This is a genomic window from Paenibacillus sp. ACRSA, from assembly GCF_022346845.1.
In the GTDB taxonomy this organism is placed as follows: Bacteria; Bacillota; Bacilli; order Paenibacillales; family Paenibacillaceae; genus Paenibacillus.
In genome coordinates this window covers 734210-752832 of record NZ_JAKRNP010000003.1, presented here as the reverse complement: position 1 = coordinate 752832, position 18623 = coordinate 734210, and the positions used below count along the sequence as shown (strand labels likewise).

Genomic DNA, 18623 nt, shown 5'->3' with positions numbered 1-18623 from the left:
ATGATTTCATTATACGGAGTAAGCAAACGTTATTACGAGCGGGGCGAACGTGCAGATCAGTGGTTCGAGGCGTTAAGCTCTGTCTCGCTTGAGATAGGACAAGGGAAGATTCATGGCATTATCGGTGCCAGTGGTGCCGGCAAATCCACGCTGCTACGACTGCTTAATGGGCTGGAGAAACCGGATGAAGGCGACGTGCTTGTCAATGGACAGAACCTCACGGGGATGAGTGAACAACATCTTCGTCTGGCTCGTCAATCGATCGGTATGATTTTCCAGCATTTTAATCTGGTCAGCAATCGCACCGTGATTGGTAATGTCTGTATGCCTTTGGAGCTGGCAGGTGGATTATCCCGTTCTGAACGGACTGTACGAGGCATGGAGGTCTTAAGATTTGTTGGTCTTGAGGATAAAGCGAAGCAGTATCCTGCACAGTTAAGCGGTGGGCAGAAGCAGCGTGTGGCGATTGCCAGAGCGCTCGCTAGTCGTCCCAGTGTGCTCCTCTGTGATGAGCCGACGTCCTCACTCGATCCACAGACGACGAGTGGACTCTTGGATGTGCTTCGTCATATTAATCAGACGCTAGGTGTGACGATTGTTGTGGTTACCCATGAGATGGAGGTTGCACGTAGGCTCTGTCACCAGATATCGGTGATGAGAGAAGGACGTATCATCAGAACCTTATCTGAAGCAGAAGTTAACAGCATTCCAGAACCTCAACCCGACATGCTGACATCATTATTGTTGCATGATGAGGCGGAGAGTAAGCCAGAGTGGACTGGCTCAGTCTCAGGTCACACGGAACAAGGGGGACGTAAGCATGATACCTGAATCCGTGATCAAATATCAGGATGAGATATGGCAAGCGATCGGAGATACCTTTGTCATGGTCGGTATCTCCATTGCGGCAGCAATTCTGATCGGGTTGCCTCTGGGAACGCTGCTATATTTGTTCAGAAGGGGTCAGCGATACGAAAATAAACCGTTGTTTACGATTCTCGGAAGCCTGGTTAATATTATTCGTTCGTTTCCCTTCCTGCTACTAGTTGTATTCATGATTCCGTTCACTAGGATTGTGGTGGGCACGTCCATCGGTACACTTGCGGCATCTGTTCCACTATCAGTGATTGCTATTGCTTTATACGCTAGACTCGTTGAACAGGCCTTGCTCGATGTGCCCAAAGGCGTGGTTGAAGCGGCTACATCGATGGGAGCATCAACCTTACAGCTTGTTGTGAAATTTCTATATGTAGAGGCTCGATCAAGCCTTATATTGGGTCTTACGACGGCGACCATCAGTTTTATCTCCTACTCCACAGTGATGGGGATTGTTGGTGGAGGCGGCGTTGGTGATTTTGCGATTCGGTATGGTTACCAGCGGTACGAAACGGATATTATGTTATTTACGATTATCATTATGATTATCTTGGTACAGACGATTCAATTTACAGGCAGCCGATTATCTCGCTGGCTTGATCGTCGATCTTGAGCGTATAATGAGGTCGAAATGAATATGTCACACACAGACTACATAATGAAGGGGTTAACGATGAAATGAAAGCAAAATTAATGCTCACACTGCTTGCAGTGATGCTTGTAGTAGCTGGTTGCGGACAGAAAGAAACAGCACCTGCGGCGGAAGGTACGAACACAGACAACGAGGCAGCACAGGAAGTTACATTGAAAGTGGCTACATTAATTCCACCAATGACGGATGTGTTGGACATTGTTAAACCATTGCTGAAAGAAGATGGTGTGAATCTGGAAGTTGTGGTGTTGTCCGATAATGTGCAGCCGAATACAGCACTGGCGAACAAAGAGGTGGATGCTAACTTTTTCCAGCATTTGCCTTATATGACGCAATATAATGAAGCACATAACTCCAATCTGGTTGGCGTTCAACCTATCTACAATGCGATCTATGGTGCGTATTCCAAAACATACAAGTCAATGGATGAACTGCCGGATGGAGCGACGGTTGCGATTGCCAATGATCCTTCGAACACAGGACGTTCTTTGGTCATGATGGAGCAGAATGGTTTGATTAAGCTGAAAGAGGGCGTAGGCTTCGATGCTACACCATCGGATATTATCGAGAATCCTAAGAACTTCAAGTTTAAGGAAGTAGATCTGTTGATGCTGGCTCGTATGTTGGATGATGCAGATCTCGTTGCGATGACACCTGCTTATGCAAGCCCACTGGGTCTTACGCCGAAGAAGGATGCACTTTTCACGGAGAAGGATGATTCTCATTTTGCCATCACATTGGTTGCTCGTGAAGATAATAAGGACTCTGAGGCAATCCAGAAATTGGCGAAACGGATGGCTGGTCCTGAGGTAAAAGCATTCTTCGAAGAAAATTATGCAGATATCGCAATTCCAGCATTTGAATAAGATGTGAACCTGAACACGTAAATTTAATAAAATAAAAACTTGAAGATCTGAGCGATGATGCTCAGGTCTTTTTTGTTGGCTGTTGAGTAATAGACACTTTTCTTCATATGTGTTTAAAAAGTTAACATTTTGGTCATATCGCTAATTTACTTTATTTAATAACTTTTTCTTATAATTAACTTGAAAAATAGTTCTTTAGCATTAGGGAATGCGAAATTCGAAAGAATTTTTGATGAAAAAAGTGTCGTTTTATAGTTGTTAGACCTATTTTTAGTAATTGGATGAAGTACGTCTAGCAGACCGAGCCTTGTCATGTGTTAGAAGAAAGGAGTAGAACGAAAATCTAAAGGAAAGAAATAATCTAAACTAAATATATGTTGGAAGAGGTAGAGAAACTTGGTGAGAAAAAAGAGGAAGTTGATTTCATTTACAAAAATTCATAAAAATTTTAAGGCTAAACTAGCGTTGTCATTAATCGCTTTTTTGGTCATACCTTCGTTTTTGGTTGGCATATTAGCATTTAACAATGCCAGAGCTGAAATAGAGAAACAAATCTTACATAGTGCGATAGAGAATGTTAATCTAGCAAATTCAACCATTAATATTGTGATAAATGCTAAACGTAGTCACATCGAATTCTATGCAGATAAGCTAACAGAAGTAATGAGTCAAGAAGATGCGGAGACATCGATTGTGGATGAATTGAAGGACTATGCCGGGCAAAATCCAGATATTATTACCATTGGTCTGGGGACGGAGGACGGTGTGTACCTCATGTCATCTGACGGTGAAATGCCGGATGGCTATGATCCAAGAACAAGACCGTGGTATATCGAAGCGATGGGAAACCCGGATGAAGTTATTGTAAGTGATCCATATACTTCTGTTGAAACGAACGATGTTACCATCACCATTGCGAAGGCGCTTCGTGACAGATCTGGTGTGGTAGAGCTGGATCTGGATTTGACCGACATTAGTGGTTTGGTTAGCGGAATTAAGGTAGGGGAAGAAGGATATATGATTTTGCTGGATAGCAGTCAAAAGTATATTTATCATCCAACTCAGCCTGCTGGAACAGATGCGACAGAGGATCTGTGGACACAGGTGTACGAGAATGCATCAGGGCAATTCAACTATACACTGGGACAAGACGAGAAAATTATGTATTTCGATACTAACGCATCGACAGAGTGGAAAGTGGCTGGAACGATGTATGCCTCTGAAATCGACACTGCGGCTGCGCCTATTTTGCATCGGATGATTATTATCATTTCCGCTTGTCTTATCGTAGGCTGCGTCATTATCGTGCTGGTCATGCGTTCTATTGTTCGACCGATTCGCCGTCTGAAAGACCAAGCGATCCAAGTGAGCGAGGGGGATCTTACCCAGACGATTGTTAGTACAAGTCATGATGAGATCGGTGAGCTAAGTGATGCGTTTGGAAAAATGCAGGGCAATCTGCGATTGTTAATTCAAAATGTTGAGAAAAGCGCAAGTGAAGTTGTTGCTTCCTCAGAGGAAATGACACAGAGTGCAGAATCCACCAGTGCCGCCAGTGAGCAGGTTGCACGGGCTATCCAGGAAATTGCGAGTGGTGCAGAAAGACAGACAAGTGGCATCGAACATAATCATGGCGCGATGAACGAAATGACGGTAGGCATTACTCGTATTTCCGAAAGCTCTATGCGTGTGGCCGACTTAGCGAAGCGTACAACCGTTCAGGCGGAAGAGGGCGGGGAAGCGGTCAAACAGACCGTCAGCCAGATGCACTCCATCCAGGACACGGTAGAAGAGACCAATCAATTGATTCAGGCATTATATGAACGTTCTAACCAGATTTCTGCAATTACAGAACTGATCGGTAACATAGCCAAGCAGACGAATTTGCTTGCCCTTAATGCATCGATTGAAGCTGCTCGTGCAGGTGAACACGGTAACGGTTTTGCCGTCGTAGCGGGTGAAGTGCGCGTATTGGCGGAACAATCCCAACAATCTGTGAGCGAAATTACGGCTCTCACGAATGCTGTTCAGGAGGATATGGCTGCCTCGGTTCGTATGATGGCAAAGGTAACTACAGAGGTTGGTGATGGTATGACCATCTCAACAGAAGCGATTCAGAAGTTTGAATATATTTTGAATAGCATGAGAGATACAACACCACAGATTGAAGAGATTGCAGCGACGTCACAGCAGATTACAGCAGGTGTGCAGGAAGTAGCAGCGATCTCTAAAGAGTTGGCAGGCATTGCTTCGGCTAATGCGGCAACGTCCGAAGAAGTTGCGGCCTCGTCAGAGGAGCAACTAGCAGCGATGGAGGAGATTTCATCTTCAGCGCGAAGCTTAACGTCCATGGCTGAGCATCTACAAGGTGTGATCCAGAAATTCAAATATTAAAACTCTTATAGGATGTAGGAGTGTTCTCCGAAGGGATAAGTTAGTTTACATCATGTTACATCAAGAGGAGGTATTTTCGATGCAACTAGAACTTAAAACATTTTTATTGTTAGAGGATGCGGTCATGATTACTGATGAACATGGTGTAATTCTGGAGGTGAACTCCATCTATGAGGCCAAAACAGGTTGGACTAGGGAGCATATGGTTGGTCAGCCTGCTCGCTTAGACATTAATACACATTGGAGAGGGAATCAGACCTGGTCTGGTGTTGCACAAATTGCAAGAACCGATCAAGAGGTTTGGGAAGCAGAAGTGACAATCACCTCTGTTTATTTGGATGATTCACTCTTTTATATTAGTATTTTCAATGATTTGTGTGAGTGAGGCGTCGTTTGGGTAAGATTAAAAATAGTTTAATTGATTAAGATAGATTGGCATAATATGATTTGTTTACTCGGAAGCTGCAAACGTGAATCCAGCTCAATTCATGAATGCACATACCAGAATCCGCGATTTGGACGGTGACCTATTGCTGCGCGATCTTGTACTGAATATTACGTTGATTCTGATCTTCGTTTTTCTCACACATTATTATCTAAACCAGACGAGTACGAAGCGTGTTTCATTCATTGTGCATCGTATGTTTGTTGGTGTTCTTTATAGCATTCTTGGCACGGCTTTATATTATTTTAGTGTTCAAATCAGCGACGGTTCATTGTTAAATTTTAGAGCGAGTGTCTATTTTCTAGCCGCATATTTTGGTGGAGGTCTCTCTGCATTCGTCACTTTTGCGTTAATGTTAAGCCTCAGATTGGTTATTGGTGTTACCCCTCAATTCGGTAATTTGCAATTTTTAATTGTTGAAATTTTATTTGTCGTTATCATATGTCTGATCTTCAAGTATGTTAGGCATTTTGTGCTGAAATGGATATGTGGAGCAGTGCTGTTGAACTCGGTGTATATCTTCACTGTGAGCGAAATACAGTCACTGTCTTTGCCCATTTTGGGCATTCATTTATCGTTTCAGAGTGCGTGTATCTTGTTAGTTTCGTTATTTTTGCATTATCTTAATCAGAATCATAACTATCGGTTACTTGTTATTCAGAAAGATCGGGAAATGCTAGAGATGCTGCGTATGCAGACTGGCTTTGCCTTTAAAATACAGAAGCGGAACACTAATTTTGAATATTTAGTATTAGAAGGAGAGATGCTCTCCCGCATGGGCTTGGACATGAAAAACGTAATGGAAAAAAACAAACGAGGAGGAACGAGCCTTTTACCTAAGGAAAAAATGGATTTTCTGAATGAACAATATGAGCGGGCTTGGCAAGGAGAGTCCTTGTTTTATGAGTTTGAATATAGGGGTTATTATGCAATTGTGAAAATACAGCCTCTACTGGAAGACGGCGAAGTGAAGTATATCATTGGTCACGGACTTGATATTACGGAACATCATGCCGTGAAGCGAAGAGTTCAGGAGAGTGAAGAGCGGTATCGAACGTTGGAGCGTGTCTCACAGGATTGGTTTGTCGGATTTGATGCAAATAAACGCATTGTGTCGGTGAATCAGAGGTTTCTCGATGCGCTTCAGACCAGCAAGGAGCAGGTCTTCGCACAGCAGCTTGAGCACTTGATTACAATTGAGGAACTGGAGAGCTGGTCATTACTATTGCAACAATCCTTGTATAATCAGTCTTCTCAAGAGATGGAGCTTAGCCTGAGGCTTGGAGATGGACAGCTACAACATTATCGGGTGCACTTACATCCAGTTCAGCTTGTTAACTCATCAGAACGTATCAAGGGTGTATTTCATGATATTACGGATCAGGTTCAACGCTTGAAGGCTGACGAGGCCAGTCAGGCAAAAAGTAATTTTCTCGCATGGATGAGCCACGAGATTCGCACCCCGCTAAACGGCATCATCAGTTTTACATTATTGCTTCAACGTACAGGTCTTAACACCATGCAAATGGAATATTTGAATAAAATAAATACGTCATCTCAATCCCTGCTTACCTTAGTGAATGATATCCTCGATTTTTCCAAAATCGAAGCAGGCAAGCTTACCATTGAGAGAGTCCCCTTTTCTCTAGAAAATTTCTTCAAAGGTATTGCTGATCAAGCGGGCGCGGCAGTGGGTTACAAAAATATTGATGTTATCTTCAATACAGATCCAGATCTGCCTTTGCGTGTATTCGGTGATCCGGTGAGACTTGAACAGATTCTGCTGAATTTACTCAGCAATGCAATCAAATTTACAGAGTATGGTCATGTTCTTGTTACGGCTGAGCTCATATCGCTGGATACTGAGCAGGCCGTTGTTCGGTTTGTTGTAGAGGATACGGGCATCGGTATAGCACCAGAACATATGGAGCGGTTATTTGTACCCTTCACACAGGGAGATCCATCAACGTATCGTAAATATGGAGGTTCCGGTCTGGGCTTAACCATCTGTTATCATTTGGTAAGCTCATTAGGAGGAATCTTACAAGTGGATAGTGTACAAGGGGCATATAGTCGTTTTTCCTTCGAGTTGGTAATGGATTTGGCGGATACGGAAGAGAACTTCTTCCTTCACATGTATCCTCAACTGCAGCCTCTGATGGGTGCGGCGATCATTGAAGACAATCAACGACTGGGTGAAAGCTTGATTCAAATGATGCATTCCTTTGGTGTCCATGCAGTGTTATATCCTGAACTAGTTGAGATAGCAGCAGGTCGTGAGTTTACTTCCGATCATGATGGCACATACTCGGTATTTATGATCGATATGGACATCATAGAGACGGGTAACGGGACGGATTGGAACCGCTTTATCGATAGTCTCGATCGATCAAAAGTTAAGGTGGTCGGATATACCCATCCGTTCAGCGATCATGATATCTGGGAAGAGGGAAATTTAAGCCGCCCTGATCTCATGCTGTTCAAACCGATTACTCGTCTAGGCTTGTTCGAAGCGTTGCTTACCCTTCAGGGAAATGGGTCAATAGAGCAACAAAGGGGCGATTATGATTTAGTTGATTCGCAGATACATCATAAGGGACATATTCTTGTGGCAGAAGATCATGAAATTAATCAACTCGCCATACGTGCAACACTCGAACATATGGGGTTTGAGGTCACATTGGCGGCTAATGGGCAAGAGGTCATGAAGAAGCTGGATGAACAGAGATGGAAACTCATTATGTTGGATCTGTATATGCCTGAAATGAATGGGTTCGATACAGCACGTCATATCCGTCAGATTAGGCGGTATGATCATACGCCGATCCTTGCTCTAACGGCAAATGGGTTACAAAGCGATTATGAGAAATACCTTGAAATGGGTATGAATAGCATCTTGTTTAAACCCATCAATGAGCAACAAATAGCAGAGAAATTATCACTATGGATCAACCTGAGAGGTATGAAAGAGATCAGGGGTATGCATGTGGAGCAGGCCATCAAACAGATGGGCGATAAGCCGCATATCTTACAATATGCGCTTACGAAGTTTAAGGCGGAGTACAGTTTGTTTCAGAAAAGGGTAGAGTTGCAGCTTCAATATCATCGGCTGGATGATGCCATTCGCAATGTTCATTCACTCAAAGGTGTTGCTGCAAACCTGCATGCCGAAAGGTTATTGGAGCTTGTTCTTGAACTAGAGACATGTTTAGTTAATCTGTCACCTAGAGCTGATGTGGCTGCACAACTAGAGAAGGTGCAACAAGAAATAGATGTGATTACTACGTCTTTGCCATGGTGAAACAAAACGATAGATGATGGTTCACATTAAGGTGTGAACTTATATCCCACCCCCCAGATGGTATGGATGTATTGGGGGTTTTTTGGGTTGATTTCAATTTTTTTGCGTAATTTTGCAATGTGAACATCGATGGTACGATCATTAATATAGGCATCCAAACCCCGAATGGCTTCAATCAAGGCATAGCGACTGTATACCCTGCCTGGATTAAGTACAAATAATTTCATGATTTCAAATTCAGAAAATGTAGTTTCAATCTTCCGATGATTGAGCAGAATCGTTCTGCGTTCCAAATCAAGAGAGATTCCTGGCTGCTCTTTAGACATGATGGAGTTATGATGTATTGCCGTTCGGCGCAGTACAGCTTCTATGCGTGCTTTGAGCTCTTGCATGCTAAAGGGCTTACATACATAATCATCGGCTCCATCCGATAAGGAACGAATTCGTTCAGAGATATCGGTTAATGATGAGATGACGATTATAGGTGTGGTTGTATGCTCTCGAATGAGCAGACAAGGGTTCTTACCTCCCAGGTCAGGGAGCATTAAATCAAGAAGAATGATATCAGGCAGCGCTTGAAGCTGTAGAAGACCATCTCTTGCGTTATCGACACGAATTACGTCATATCCTTCCCCTTGAAGATATAGGGATAATGTGTCACCTAACATATTGTCGTCTTCTATTATAAGCACTTTGGTCATGATGTTCCTTTCTAAAATCCACAATGTGGAAGTGGGCTAACTGTCCTAAATTCACCTTAATCTACCTGATAATCTATACTTACGAGGGGATGATGTCAAGGATAGGATGGACGCTTTCCGAAATGTAGTTTTCATCCTAGTTGATTTTGATATTGGCTAGAGCCATGCTGGTGTAAATGTAGCATCAAATCAGGTTATACTGAGCCGCCGAGGTTCCTCGGATCACGTTCCATGAGATGCATAAGCTTCTGTTCAGTTGCTGTGTCCGCTGCCGGTGTATAGATGCTACAGCGCAGGTCAGAACTGCCATGAATCTGCAAGGATGTAAGGTCAAATAACATTTTACCTGCCTTAGAGTGTCTAAACTCAATGAGAACGTCAGGGGCGCTGCTGACACTACTCTGTTTCCACAGTGTGCGAAAGTCTGGATATTGATCCATCATCTCCTCCAAAAACAAATTATACCATTCATCCTCCACATACTGACCATAATAGGCACGGAATATCGCCAGAAAGCCGCTAACAAAATGCTCCCAGTTCACCGCAAGTCTGCGGAACTCCTTACGTTCAAATAACAGACGAATCATATTGCGTTGTTCAAGTGGAATGAGGTCAAAGTCGATAAATACATGTCTCGCTGCATCGTTCCAGCCAACAATGTAGCATCGTCGATCAGAGATAATGCTCGGACAATGCTCCAGATCGCGAAGAATCCGTTGTAGTGGTGGACTGATCTGCAATGGTTCTTCTTCCGCAATATGTGCTGCAGCTTGATGTTCCAATGCTAGCGAGAACAAATATTTGCGTTCATCGGGCGTTAACTTGAGGGCCGTCGAAATATTATCCAACACGGAATGAGATACCTGAATATCCCGTCCCTGTTCCAGCCAGGTGTACCAAGTGGTACTTACCCCAGCAAGTTGAGCTACTTCTTCCCGTCTTAAACCAGGTGTTCTTCGCCGCGTGCCTGCAGGAAGGCCGACGGATTCTGGCGATATTTTGGCACGCTGGGTTTTCATAAAAGAGGATAGTGCTTGAAGCCTGGCGTCATGATTCACGAATTCACCCTCCATCTAATCCAATATCCTAGTGGTCATTATACTAGGATAAACAACAACTTGTAATAGGATAACACCCATGACAATATTAAATCGAACTTAATTTTGTATACATGCTGGAGGGAAAGAAGATGGAGCGTGTTGTAATTACAGGAATGGGAATTATCTCTCCTTTGGGAAATGATGTGGAACCATTTTGGAATAACCTCGTTCAGGGTAAATCAGGAATTTCAATGATTGATACGTATGACATGACACAACATAAATCTAAAATGGCTGGTGTGGTTCGAGATTTTGATGGGGAGCAGCAATTCGGACGTAAAGAGGCTCGCCGTATGGATCGCTTCACCCAATTTGCCGTTGCAGCAGCAGAACAGGCTTTGACGCAATCGGGTCTAGAACTGGAGAAGCTAGAGCGAGAGCGAGTGGGTGTGTATGTTGGTTCCGGCATTGGGGGAATTCAAACCTTGGTTGAGCAGAGCAACCTGCTTACTGCGCGAGGTCCGGGAAGAGTCAGTCCTACCCTTGTGCCCATGATGATCTCGAACATGGCGGCATCGATGATCAGCATGAGGTTTGGTTGTTGGGGGCCAACGCTCTCGCCAGTGACCGCTTGCTCTATCGGTAATACCGCGATTGGAGAGGCATTTCGGTTAATTCGACATGGCGGAGCTGATGTTATTTTTGCAGGAGGCACGGAGGCTGCTGTGACTGAGGTCGCTTTGGCGAGTTTTGCTAACGCAACGGCATTATCTACGCGTAATGAAGAGGTGAAGGCAGCGAGTCGTCCGTTTGATGCAGGGCGAGATGGCTTCGTTATGGCTGAGGGTGCAGGAATCGTTGTGGTGGAGTCGCTGACTCATGCCCTTGCTAGAGGTGCTCATATTCTGGCTGAAGTTGTTGGATATGGCGCGAGTTCAGATGCATACCACATGGTTGCCACCCACCCGGAAGGAAGAGGTGCATTTTTGGCGATGAGGGCTGCATTGAAGGATGCTCAGCTCGAACCTGAGAATGTGGATGTCATTAATGCACATGCGACAAGCACAGAAGCAGGTGATCTTTCCGAGACCCGGGCGATCAAGAAGCTATTTGGCGAAACGGCTTACCGAATTCCTGTGACTGCGAATAAGTCGATGACTGGGCATATGCTCGGTGCGGCCGGTGGTGCGGAAGCGATCTCTCTAATCCAGACGTTGAGACATGGGGTTATTCCACCAACAATTAACCAGGAACAGTCAGACCCTGAATGTGACTTAGATTATGTCCCTAATGAAGCTAGAGAAGTCAACATGAGCATCGGGATGTCCAATTCGTTCGGCTTTGGCGGACATAATGCAGTGTTAGTGTTCCAAAAGTATAAGGCTTAAGTTGTTGAAGATCCTTAACGAACTAACGAAGTAAGGAAGTAACATTCAAGCACCAAACGAAAAAAAACAGCGTTTGCCACAAGGCAGTCGCTGTTTTTTTGGTGTGTAGAGCGTTCGTACCATGCCATGCCATGCTGCAACATAACTTAGGATGTCACTAGGAGGACATGGAGGGAGCATCCGCTTGTTTCGTAACGGAGCCTTTCAACCAGTGAGCACGCCATTTGGATTGCATAACCAGCACCAACAACATGGATGCTGCAGCAATCAGACTTAGGATGACAAAGCCCGGCGTGTACGATTGATAAGAGCTATACAACTGGCCGAGTATGAGAGGCAGCGCATATCCACCAAGTCCACCGGCTGCACCAACAATTCCGGTCATGAGTCCAATTTCATTACCAAACCGTTGAGGAACCAATTGGAACACTGAACCATTGCCGGCACCAAGACACATCATGCCTAGGAATAACATAACGACAACTACGGGAAGTGGAGGGATGAAAGATACACCTACTAGCATGATGCATGCTCCTGTATAGAGGAAGGTTAACATGCGTGTCCCGCCGATTTTATCTGCCAGATAGCCGCCAACAGGTCGGAAGAAGCTGCCTGCAATAACGCAAAAGGTAGTGATATCTGCTGCACGAACAGGTGACAGTCCGTATTGAGTATTGAAAAAGATAGTCAGATAGTTACATAATCCAACGAAACCGCCAAAGGTTACACAGTAGAACGCGCAGAACACCCAAGCATCTCTTTGCTTCAACAAGCTTCCGTATTGAGATAATTTCTTCGGTTCAGGACGGTTCGGACTGTTACGGGCGAAGATGGAAAAGAGGATAAATACAATGACGATTGGGATAATCGCTAGACCAAATACGACTTCCCAACTACCAAAGTGAGTGGCTAACCGGTTAGCGAACAATGTAGCGAGAACGGTTCCACTATTCCCTGCTCCTGCAATCCCCATGGCAAGTCCTTGATGTTCCTTTGGATACCACTGTCCTGCAAGTGGCAAGGCCGCTGCGAATGAAGCACCTGCTACACCGAGCAAAAGTGCAACCACATATAACTGGCTTAGTGATTCTACCCATAACCAGCCTAATAATAAGGGGATAATGGTGACAATCATACCAATCTGAGCCGTTCGTTTCGGGCCAATATAATCGGACATAAATCCGAGTACAAGTCGAAGAATTGAGCCGCCCAGAATAGGGAGTGCCACGAGATTAGCCTTCTCTAGGGGGGTCATCGGATAATCCAAGGCAATGACAACGGCCAGTGGACCAAGCATACCCCAGATCATAAAGCTGATATCAAAATACAAAAATGCGCCAAAGAGGGTAGGCTTATGCCCGCTTTTCCAAAAACTTTTGCTCTCCATCATCCATCATCGCTCCTCATCCAATTGAAAATGTTTCTTACACGTGGTGTGTGATCCAATAGAAAAAGGCCACAAATCGTCCAGTTCATTGAACGATTTGCGGCCTCTTTGCCGACTGGCGTAACACGTCATTGTGTTTCCGCACCCGATAGGATCACAGCACTGTGATTTTGATTCAAATTATAAAAAAGGAATTTGAGTATGTCAACAAAAATTACATGAAATTTAAAATTATCTAATTTTTAATGTCCCACCTTCTTTTTGTGTTAAATTTGTTGACATCATTTAAATTTTAACTTAATCTGAATCTAATATGAATTCACACAATGGCGTGTGAATTCCGGAGGCAACGGTGCCCTTTTCCGAATGATGGAGAAGGGATTTTTCTGTTTTTTTATCAGCATGTGAACGAGTAGGGGGTAGCTCATGGATAAAAAGAAGCTGGTGGTCATCGGAAATGGTATGGCTGGCGTGAAGTGCATCGAGGAGATCATCGCCATTGCTCCACATACGTATGACATTGTGATTTATGGTAATGAGCCAAGGCCTAACTATAACCGGATCATGCTGTCCAAGGTTCTGCAAGGCGAGCATACGGTGCAGGGTATCATTCTTAACGATTGGAGCTGGTATGACCAGCATGGAATTCGGCTTCATACAGGAGAGACGGTTACTGGAATCAACACGCAGGAGAAATATGTAGAGACAGCATCGAGAATGAAGGAATCATATGACATCCTGATTCTAGCAACAGGATCATCCCCATTCATTCCACCGATTCCGGGTGTAGATAAAGAGAGAGTAATGTCATTTCGAACAGTGGATGACTGTACACGAATGGCTCAATATTCGAAGCAATGCGGCAAGGCTGCTGTCATTGGTGGTGGCTTACTTGGACTAGAGGCCGCTCGAGGACTTCTGCATCTTGGTATGGATGCGGTTATCGTTCATAACGCGCCTTATATTATGAACCGTCAGTTGGATGCCCAAGCCGCGGATATGTTACAGCGGGAATTGGAGAGTCAGGGGATGAAGTTTCTTCTATCTAAGAACACTCAGAAAATTGTGGGCAGATCCCAAGCGCAAGGTTTAGCTTTTACGGATGGTTCGAGGCTCGAAGCGGATGTGGTGATCGTAGCTGTAGGTATTCGCCCCAATGTCGAGTTAGCTAGACGGAGTGGGATTTATACCAATCGTGCCATTGTTGTTGATGATTATATGCGTACCAGTGTTCAAGATGTATATGCGGTTGGTGAATGTGCGGAGCATCGGGGGATTAGTTATGGACTGGTTGCACCATTGTTTGAACAAGGAAAGGTTCTAGCTCGTACGTTATGCCAGCAGGAAACGGGAGCGTATGCAGGCTCAATTCCGTATTCGCAACTGAAAGTATCTGGGGTGGATGTATTCTCCGCAGGAGACATTAGCGGTGAAGGCATGCAGACAGCAATACAGATACTGGATGGTGTTCAGGGGACCTATAAGAAGGTGCTTATGCAAGCAGGCAAGGTTCGAGGGGCTATTTTGTTTGGGGATACGACGGAAGGAACTGCATTACTCAGTCTTGTTCAACGGGGAGCTAACGTAGCTGAGTTACGACCACGTGATGGAGAACCTGATCCGGCGGAAAAAGCGGCCGCAGCATTACCTGCACAGGACACAGTATGTGCTTGCAACAATGTTAGCAAATTGGCGATCATGCAGGCGATCCGAGAGCATGGGTTACAGAATGCGGATCAGGTTAAGGAGCGAACAAAAGCATCCGGCTCATGTGGTGGATGTCGTCCCATGGTCGTAGCTCTGGTGAAGCACACGCACAATCTCCAGAAGAACGGCAGCGGCGCGAGTACTGCTGCGGATACCGAAGTGGATCAGAAGGAGCTACCGATATGTGGCTGTACAACGCTGGGACATGATGGACTCAAGAGTGCGATGGAAGAGATGTATCGTGAGCAAATATATTCGGTCGAGCTGACATTGGATATTCAAAATGGAACCGATGGGGAGTCAGAGAAGAATCTATTACTGCAAAGGTTGAGCTGGGAAACAGCATCGGGATGTGAGGTTTGCGAACCAGCACTTCGTTATTATGCACAAGTACTAAAACGTGGAGTTGCGGGTATGAACTCGGATCGTGAATGGGGTGTTTACGGGACAGGGCAAGTTCATGGAACTCTAGTGTACAGTGATGACGTTATGTATGATGCTCTTTCGGGGTCTGATATGGGTGGGCTCTTAACTGAACGACTTCGTTTGACGTGGAGAGGTATGGCGATGCCTGCTCCAGTTAGAATTGCGGTAGCTACAAGGCTGTCGTCACCTCTTAGCCCTGTTGTTCAAGATTTAGGTCTGCAAGCTTCTCCTGCTGGGTGGGAGGTATATGTTGGCGGTCATGCAGAGCAGCCGGTTAAGCAAGGTGGATTGTTAGGGCTTGTGGAAACGGTAGAGGATGCAGTGCGCCTTACCTCGGCGTGTCTCCAGTGGTATCGCCAGACAGCGCGATTTGACGAATCGATGTGGGCATGGTCGGAGCGACTAGGATTCATGTCGATTCGAGAGACACTGCTGGATTATCAGTTGCAGGGTGAGCTGGTGATTAGAAAGAACGCCGAGATAGCGAGTACATCGGATGCTCGGGAAACAGTTTCATCATATGGAAGGACGGCTGTACAAGGTCAGAAATGATGTGAATGATCATTTTAGTGGAATGGCGGGATGAGGATGACACCATCTATGAATGCAGAGAAGAAAGCTTCAATGCTCCATGTACAGGAAACGCAGTGTCCCTATTGTAGTGTGCAATGTAAGATGAAGGTGAGCGAAGTGGCAGCGCCAGTTACAAGTGAACGTCGAGCGGAATATATCGTGGAAGGTGTACCGAATAATGCTTCACAAGGGCGCTTATGTGTCAAAGGCATGAATGCACATCAACATGCGCTCAGCAAAGAACGCTTGCTGCATCCATTGATTCGCCGGAATGGTGAACTTGTGACCAGTTCATGGAGCGAGGTAATTCAGTTCATATCTGAACGGTTCAGCCATCTGCAAGCGCAGTATGGCGCGGACACACTTGGGGTGTACGGTGGCGGTTCTCTTACCAATGAGACGGCATATCTACTCGGCAAATTCGCAAGAGTGGGTTTGGGTACGCGGTACATCGATTACAATGGTCGGTTCTGCATGTCGGCCGCAGCCTCCGCAGGTAGCAAGGTGTTTGGCATGGATCGGGGGCTAACGTTTCGTTTATCGGATATTCCGCTCGCACGTTGTATTGTGCTGGCTGGTACGAATATTGCCGAATGTCAGCCGACACTCCTTCCTTACTTTAATGAGGCAAAAGAAAATGGAGCATTTATTATCGTGATTGATCCACGTAAGACGGCAACTGCGGGGATCGCTGACCTTCATTTGCAGGTTAAACCAGGAATGGATGCGTTGTTGGCAGATATGATGATGAAAATAATTATAGATGCAGGTCATGTAGATCATCATTTTATAGGGAATCGAACTCATGGATTTGAACAGTTACAACAGGAACTGGCGGCTATGGATCTGGTAGAGGCTGCTGCCAAGTGTGGGATTGAGCTTGAACAGATTCGTCAGGCTGCACTTGCTTATGGTCAGGCGGATACCGCAATGGTTATGACTGCCCGTGGGGTTGAACAACAAACTGATGGACATATGGCGGTTCGGCATTTTCTGAATCTGGTGCTCGCGACAGGCAATATAGGTAAACCCGGCTGTGGTTATGGCGCAATCACTGGTCAGGGTAACGGTCAGGGTGGTCGTGAGCATGGTCAGAAAGCCGATCAATTACCAGGTTATCGTTCAATTGAGAATGAGCAAGATCGTGCCTATGTTGCATCCGTGTGGAGTGTAGATCCAGCGAGTTTACCGGGAAAAGGGGTCTCTGCTTATGAAATGATGGAACTCGTTCATGATCAGAAGATTCGTGGTCTATTCGTGATGGGCTCCAATCCAGTGGTGTCGAATCCTAATGTACGTTTGGTGGAAGAAGGACTGCGTAAGCTGGATTTTCTAGTCGTGGCAGATATGTTCCTCTCGGATACAGCGCGGATGGCAGATGTAGTGTTACCCGTTACGGCTTATCTGGAGAATGAGGGGACATTAACGAATCTGGAAGGTCGTGTTCTTCTTCGTGAGCAAGGCATACCAGCACCAGGTGAGGCGCTTCATGATTGGGACATCTTATGTCGCATCGCTGCGGAGATGGGCAAGGGTTCGTATTTTCAATTTCAGTCTGCCGAGGAGATCTTTAATGAACTGCGAGAAGCCAGCCGGGGAGGCGTTGCTGATTATTATGGAATCACGTATGAACGTCTACGTTATGAAAAAGGAATCTATTGGCCTTGCCCGTCAGTGGAGACCACGGGAGAAGGATTAGTATTTGCTGAACGCTTTGCTCACGCCGACGGCAGAGCCTCCTTTACTGCAGAGACGAGTCCAGGTTGGGATGAAGTATCCCGAGAATTCCCGTTAATTCTTACGAATGGCCGTGTGCTTCCGCATTATCTTACCGGCGTACAGACGCATCGAAGCCCGACGCTTGAAGCTCGCGAGCTGGAGAATTTTGTAGAGCTTCATCCAACTACGGCTTCTCGTCACCGCATTCGGGATGGTGAATGGGTAGAGGTTCAATCTGTGTATGGTAGCTTCACGGTTCGAAGCAGAGTGAAGGAGCATATTCGTGAAGATACGTTGTTCGTACCGATGCACTGGGGCGGCATTCAGAATGTGAATAGAGCTACAAGACCTGAACTGGACCCGTATTGCCGTATGCCCGGCTTCAAGACGGCAGCGGTTACGATCCGTCCTTTGCGTTTGGTATGATATACATTTTTGTGTAACTGATCAGAAGGTTTCCTTGAAAAGAGGGGACCTTCTTTATTTTTTGCTAGATTATGAGGTAGTTCATAGGTTTCATATAAAACGTGAGAAATGACTCATGTATGTGAAGAAAGATTTGGTTATCATAATAAATAGGGGTACATATGTACGCATTATTTTGATTTTGATAAGGTAGACTCATAATCTAGTTCCGTAGTTGGCACTCAAGGACTTATTAATGAGATAATGTATATATTTAATAGATAGGAAGGGGGCGGCGAAGTGAACGTATGGGTCACAGTCAAGAGCTTGGGTAAACGAAAACCTGCTCTCGCCAAACAAGCTACCGAACTTCCGGAAACAACGGGCACGCTGAGACAACTCATCGGCAACATGGTTTCTCGGCAAGTACAGGCACTAGAGGACAAGAAAAATCAGGTAGAATGGCTTGCATACCTTATGCCTGAAGAGATTGAATCCCAGAGAGCTGCGGGGAAAGTGGGCTTTGGGGCGGTTAATAATGAAGGGATTCCTGAATTGAAGCAGGCGATTGAAACGGCCGTGTTAGCACATGAAGATGGTTTATATAAAGTGTTTGTTAATGAAGAAGAAGTACATCAATTGGATGAGCCGTTAACACTGCGTGAGGGTGATGAGCTAGTCTTTATCCGGTTCACCATGCTTGCCGGTCGTTTGTGGTAGGACGTATCTCAAGGAGGAGAATT

13 protein-coding genes are annotated in these 18623 nt (G+C 45.3%); 10 read left to right on the top strand and 3 right to left on the bottom strand.

From position 1 onward, the window contains the following. The 6 genes from MH215_RS12845 (at window position 1) to MH215_RS12820 (ending at window position 8534) form a co-directional block, all read left to right on the top strand. A complete protein-coding gene (locus tag MH215_RS12845; protein WP_239290650.1) occupies window positions 1–831 on the top strand; it encodes a methionine ABC transporter ATP-binding protein in 831 nt (276 codons plus the stop codon). Continuing rightward, window positions 821–1489: a methionine ABC transporter permease gene (locus tag MH215_RS12840; protein ID WP_239290648.1), complete on the top strand. Its 669-nt coding sequence runs from the start codon at window positions 821–823 to the stop codon at window positions 1487–1489. Before MH215_RS12845 ends, MH215_RS12840 begins: the two co-directional genes overlap by 11 nt. A gap of 65 nt (window positions 1490–1554) precedes the next feature. Further along, a complete protein-coding gene (locus MH215_RS12835; RefSeq protein WP_239290647.1) occupies window positions 1555–2394 on the top strand; it encodes a MetQ/NlpA family ABC transporter substrate-binding protein in 840 nt (279 codons plus the stop codon). A gap of 399 nt (window positions 2395–2793) precedes the next feature. Next, window positions 2794–4788, top strand: coding sequence for a methyl-accepting chemotaxis protein (locus tag MH215_RS12830; RefSeq protein ID WP_343224580.1), 1995 nt, complete (start codon window positions 2794–2796; stop codon window positions 4786–4788). Between the two features lie 79 nt (window positions 4789–4867). Then, entirely contained in the window at window positions 4868–5173 is a 306-nt protein-coding gene (locus MH215_RS12825) for a PAS domain-containing protein (protein ID WP_239290643.1), read from the top strand. 85 nt (window positions 5174–5258) lie between these two features. Next, window positions 5259–8534: a response regulator gene (locus tag MH215_RS12820; protein WP_239290641.1), complete on the top strand. Its 3276-nt coding sequence runs from the start codon at window positions 5259–5261 to the stop codon at window positions 8532–8534. A 26-nt stretch (window positions 8535–8560) separates the two neighbouring features. On the opposite strand, the gene MH215_RS12815 is transcribed toward MH215_RS12820, so the two are convergent. Both MH215_RS12815 and MH215_RS12810 read right to left on the bottom strand, forming a co-directional pair. Further along, entirely contained in the window at window positions 8561–9235 is a 675-nt protein-coding gene (locus MH215_RS12815) for a response regulator transcription factor (protein ID WP_056692644.1), read from the bottom strand. Between the two features lie 194 nt (window positions 9236–9429). Next, window positions 9430–10293 (bottom strand): helix-turn-helix transcriptional regulator, encoded by an 864-nt coding sequence (locus tag MH215_RS12810; protein ID WP_239290639.1) that lies wholly within the window; start codon window positions 10291–10293, stop codon window positions 9430–9432. 131 nt (window positions 10294–10424) lie between these two features. On the opposite strand from MH215_RS12810, the gene fabF reads away from it, so the two are divergent. Next, window positions 10425–11663, top strand: a complete 1239-nt coding sequence (fabF, locus tag MH215_RS12805; protein ID WP_239290637.1) for a beta-ketoacyl-ACP synthase II — start codon at window positions 10425–10427, stop codon at window positions 11661–11663. Between the two features lie 157 nt (window positions 11664–11820). On the opposite strand, the gene MH215_RS12800 is transcribed toward fabF, so the two are convergent. After that, window positions 11821–13050: a nitrate/nitrite transporter gene (locus MH215_RS12800; RefSeq protein WP_239290835.1), complete on the bottom strand. Its 1230-nt coding sequence runs from the start codon at window positions 13048–13050 to the stop codon at window positions 11821–11823. 426 nt (window positions 13051–13476) lie between these two features. Between MH215_RS12800 and MH215_RS12795 the strand changes: the two genes are divergently transcribed. From MH215_RS12795 to MH215_RS12785, 3 genes are all read left to right on the top strand, one after another. Further along, complete coding sequence (locus MH215_RS12795; RefSeq protein ID WP_239290636.1) at window positions 13477–15735, top strand: FAD-dependent oxidoreductase; 2259 nt, start codon at window positions 13477–13479, stop codon at window positions 15733–15735. A gap of 36 nt (window positions 15736–15771) precedes the next feature. Continuing rightward, entirely contained in the window at window positions 15772–17901 is a 2130-nt protein-coding gene (gene nasC / locus MH215_RS12790; RefSeq protein WP_239290635.1) for an assimilatory nitrate reductase catalytic subunit NasC, read from the top strand. A 279-nt stretch (window positions 17902–18180) separates the two neighbouring features. Next, complete coding sequence (locus MH215_RS12785; protein ID WP_239290634.1) at window positions 18181–18600, top strand: hypothetical protein; 420 nt, start codon at window positions 18181–18183, stop codon at window positions 18598–18600. Window positions 18601–18623: the final 23 nt, after the last annotated feature.